Origin of the sequence: Desulfobacter latus (assembly GCF_013389365.1) — a bacterium.
Taxonomy (GTDB): Bacteria; Desulfobacterota; Desulfobacteria; order Desulfobacterales; family Desulfobacteraceae; genus Desulfobacter; species Desulfobacter latus.
The window spans coordinates 1-4,502 of the sequence record NZ_JACADJ010000125.1; the positions used below are offsets into that span (position 1 = coordinate 1).

Sequence of the window (4,502 nt, forward strand, 5' to 3'; positions counted from 1 at the left end):
TTTCCAGTTGGTTTTTGAATCCATGGCCCATCTTCATTTGAATACCATACAAAATCGTTGCTATGATTTTTATTTACATATGATTCATCCAAGTAAACCTCAGGACGTCTTGTTTTTTCACTCCGTATAATCCGATTTCTTCTCATTTTTCTCAGATAGTTTTGTCGTGCTAAAACAATATGATCCTTCTCTTTTAAATACTGAGAACGTATACCTTTTCCAAACTCAAACCCCCAACGATCTAAAGTTCTTGCAAGGGTTGATATATGAAATGATTCTTCAGTAGAAGAAATTTCATTCAGAAAACTGCGAATAGATTCGAGTGTAATATGGCGACCTTCCAAATTAGCATTGCGGATATAATTTCGAACAGCTTCTTGATGGGTAACATCAACGGAATAGGAAGGACGACCACGCAGTTGAGGTAAATTTTTGATGCTGTCAGGATCTTTTCGGTAACTTGCCATAACTCGATTAACCGTTGCTAATCCTATCCCTAAAGCATCAGCAGTCATTTGCGCAGCAGAATCAAGTGACCCGAATTCACTCCTATTTCTGTCAAAGTATTGCGTAGCTGACACAACTAGCTGTTTTTCCTCTGGACTAAGGGGTTTGCCTTTAATATGATACATGCGTTCTCCAATTTTTTGACAAATCCCTTTATTATAACACGGAAATTTTATGAATTTATCAATTCATTTTATTACTTCATCTATGAGGTGAAAGCCAAAATCAATTATTCTCAATAATTTCAAGCTTATTTCAAGTTTCGTGCCGCAGACTCAGGTTATTAATAATAAGGTTGCTTGACTTGACCTGGGACACTTCGCGTTCCAGGCTGGTGAGTTTACTGTTAGAGTAAATAAAACAGGAGAAATTAATGGAACGTAAATCTTTGCCAAGTCTACTCGAATCAAAACGTGAGTACACTTATGAGGAAGCCTTCCGCATATATGATGAGGCAGGCAGAGCAGCCTGTGCTGAGGAAAATAGAAAAATAGCTCAACAAAATGCCAAGCGACAAGAAGAGGTTAATAACAGAAACAAGGATCGTGAAAGTCAAGCACAAGAAAAGAATGCTCAAGCAGAATCTGAAGCAAGAATGCTTAACTCAAAGGCTAAAAAAGCACGGTTGATTAAAGTTGCAATAATCTCATTTATTATTGCTTTGGTGCTTTCAATTACAGCAGAAGAGGGAAGTGTCTTCCTAATTGTTCTGCCTATCTCATTCATAATCCTAATGTTTATTATAAAACCCAAATATCATTGGGCAAATCACGAGGAAGCTGAGAAAGAAGAGCTTTCTGAAATAGCATCAAAAAATTACACTTTCCTACCCTCAGGTACAATCCAATGTTCAAGTTGCGGAACGAAAACTAAAATTGATACAAAAGATGCCACTTCAACATGCCCAAATTGTCGTAGTGAAATTTTTGTTATTTCAAACATGGAAGATAATGTAACTGTAAAGACAATGGCTAGAAGTAAAACATAAGAGTAAAAAATTAGGAATATAAAGGAGATATGAAGTGGCATCATTTCGTGTTGTTTATAGAGATGGCTCCGTAGCAAAGAACAAAAAGGTTACAATATCGGTTGATGGTGGAGGAATGGCTGAAGGGTTCACGGACTCAAGGGGATATGTCACCATAGGCACATCCGGCACTTATGGAAAAATTTTTATCAACGGGAAAACTGTTCATAACGGTAGTCTAAACATCGGAGAAGTTAGGATAAACTAAAGGAGGATTGGTATGGCTAGTGGAATAACTCGCTGCTGCGATAAGCTGGTATATGATTATGGTAGAGATCGTAGCAATCCAGTAGAAGGCTACTCTTGTAAAAAATGTGGTCATTCCTGGTGTGATCTTTGTGGAACAAGTGGGTTTAAAACATCTGAGGGAATGAATAAGCCGAATTGTCCTAAATGTGGGGCTAGTCCCTCAGATACATCATGGGAAACCAGCTATTACTAAAATCGCCTAACCAAACGCTTGAGAGGGACCGGGCTACCTGCGCCGCGTTTTTGGAAGTATTTGGTTTAGAAAACTTGAACTTTTTATTGGAGCTTTTGGGTTTAAAAGCCCGGCCCCTCAGCTCCCCGTTAGCGACTCAGGCCAACAGTATTTTCAAAGTAATTGAGAAGATATGTTCAAAGCAAAATTTACCACAAAAATAACACTACTGGCGATTATCCCCATTACCATATTTTTTGCCACTATACTCGGCATTCAGATTTTTGAAATGGAAAAGCTATCCAAATCAACCTCGAATATAGCAAGGACGGGTCTAGAGGATATTTACAGAACCCAACTGGCAACTCGCAGCAATGATATTGCAGGCAAGGTATCTTTGAAAATAGACAACATCTACAATGAGCTAAATATCATTACTGGAATGGCTCAAAAAATCATTGATGAAGATGGTTTAACCCCACTAGGAAGAGCAATTCAGGATATACCCTATCTGGCAAATCATTTTGAATACAACACCCAGAAAAACTGGTCGAACCTAAAAAAAAGCGATATCGACATTAGTATGAGTGTTTGGGGTTACCTACACGATGAAGGCGGTCGTATCAACCAAAATACGATAAATTACACAACGTCTATATCATCCATCAAAATCTTACTCCATGCGGTCGGCCATTTTGGCATGGATAAGGGCTGGCTGTATCTCACAGGACCCAAGGAAACGCCTGTTATGGTAATGACCCCTTGGTCTCAAATGCCGTCAATCTTCGACAAAAAGTATCCAGGGCACAATACCAATAACTGGTGGGACTTCTTCTTTCCAGGTATTGTTGAAGGATGGGAAGCCTGGATATCAAATCCATCATTAAAACCAAAAAATGAAAGTGGAGAAATAACCCTAACGCCGCTTTACGAAGACGCCGGTGGTACAGGCTTGATGGTCACGTTTTTTTCACCCTTGTGGAATACAGAACGTACCAAAAACTATGGTGCGGCCGCTTTAGATTTCAATATCCACAACCTGATTTCTCTGGTTGAAAATGAAAAGATTGGTCAAACAGGCTTCTCGTTCTTGCTGCAAAGTGATGGTAATGCACTGGGAATGCAAGATAGCTGGGTATCGGTTCTGGGTTTGGAAAAGAAAGATAAGAAAGAAGGTGGTGTCAACAAGATTTATTTCAAATTTAGGGAAAGCAGAATTGAGGGTTTGCGTGAGCTCGCCAATGTCATTAGCGAACAAAACTTCTCTATTAACGAATTTATCGATAACACCGGCAAAGAATATGTAATCTCCTTCAGAAATATCGTCAATTATAATCTGTGGACCGGCAACGGCCAAGAAATTAAGGAAGATGCGCTCTATTTAGGCATGGTTGTTCCAAAAGACGAGATACTACAGGTTCAATACCAAATTGAAGATGAGATCGAAAGTAAATCGACAGAAGCTATGGTGTTCATTGTCTCTATCTCCATTGTTTTTGGGATTTTCACGGTTGTTATCGCGGCTATGTATGCGATTAGAGAAACCAAACAAATACGTATGATGACTGATAGTGTTACATCGGTTAAAGACAAGAATTTCAATGTCATGGTCCCTATTGTATCCAAGGATGATCTGGGGGAGTTGGCACATACCTTTAACGGTATGATCACAGAGATACAAGCAACCTATTCCCAACTCCAAAAATATGCCAAAGACCTTGAAGAAGAAGTAAAAGAACGGACACAGCACCTTCAACAAGCAAATGAAAGGCTAGAACGCCTTTCCAATGTAGACGGCTTGACCAACGTGCATAATCGGCGTTATTTTGATGATCAGTTAGATAAAAACTGGCGAAATCATGTCCGAAACGGGTTGCCGCTTTCTGTACTGCTGATAGACATTGACTACTTCAAAAAATTTAACGACACATATGGGCACCAAGCAGGGGATAGCTGTCTTATTCAGGTTGCTCTGGCACTGCAAAATACCCTAAAACGTCCGTCTGATATTTTGGCTCGATATGGTGGCGAAGAATTTTGTGCCATTATCAGTGGAGATGCTGATGATGCAATGAAAATTGGTGCATTACTAATCCAAGCAGTTGAGACACTTCACATTGAGCATCAACCGTCGGATAAGGGTATTGTGTCGATCAGTATAGGGGTACACTCACTGATACCAACTCAAAATGATGATATGAGTAAATTTGTTGAGCTGGCAGATCAAGCATTATATGAAAGCAAAAAGACAGGACGGGATCGGGTAACATTATATTCTTAGCTTCTAATTTCGAATAATAGATTGAAATCAGTATTATTTTTCTTACTATAGTGGTTTGCAAATGAATTGATAAATATCTAAAATTTTCATGTTATAATAAAAAATTGGGGGCTTTTATCTGATTTCGCCTTTTCTTTAACTCCCCATTCGCTCATTTTAAATCTGAAAAAATTAATTTCGCATGGAGGGCTTGCAATAGTTAAAATTCATCATACTTTTGTGGAAAATTCGACTGTAGCTTCTTTTATTATCTTAACTTAAAGGGA

At 38.8% G+C, this 4,502-nt stretch carries 4 protein-coding genes; 3 read left to right on the forward strand and 1 reads right to left on the reverse strand.

Translation table 11 applies throughout. The annotated features are described in order from the left end of the window. Positions 1-632: hypothetical protein (locus HXW94_RS18085; protein WP_218576804.1), on the reverse strand; the 632-nt coding region annotated here is incomplete at its 3' end. A 248-nt stretch (positions 633-880) separates the two neighbouring features. Here HXW94_RS18085 and HXW94_RS18090 point away from each other — a divergent pair. The 3 genes from HXW94_RS18090 (at position 881) to HXW94_RS18100 (ending at position 4,236) form a co-directional block, all read left to right on the forward strand. Then, positions 881-1,495 (forward strand): hypothetical protein, encoded by a 615-nt coding sequence (locus HXW94_RS18090; protein ID WP_178368293.1) that lies wholly within the window; start codon positions 881-883, stop codon positions 1,493-1,495. Positions 1,496-1,529: 34 nt separating this feature from the next. Further along, a complete protein-coding gene (locus HXW94_RS18095; protein WP_178368294.1) occupies positions 1,530-1,742 on the forward strand; it encodes a hypothetical protein in 213 nt (70 codons plus the stop codon). A gap of 406 nt (positions 1,743-2,148) precedes the next feature. Continuing rightward, positions 2,149-4,236 carry a diguanylate cyclase domain-containing protein gene (locus tag HXW94_RS18100; RefSeq protein ID WP_178368295.1) on the forward strand — a complete coding sequence of 696 codons (2,088 nt, stop codon included), beginning with the start codon at positions 2,149-2,151 and terminating at the stop codon, positions 4,234-4,236. Positions 4,237-4,502 lie beyond the last annotated feature (266 nt).

Bases quoted from the DNA above. Each gene is read 5' to 3' on its own strand.
- HXW94_RS18100 (WP_178368295.1), top strand. From the start codon at position 2,149: ATGTTCAAAGCAAAATTTACCACAAAAATAACACTACTGGCGATTATC.
- HXW94_RS18090 (WP_178368293.1), top strand. From the start codon at position 881: ATGGAACGTAAATCTTTGCCAAGTCTACTCGAATCAAAACGTGAGTAC.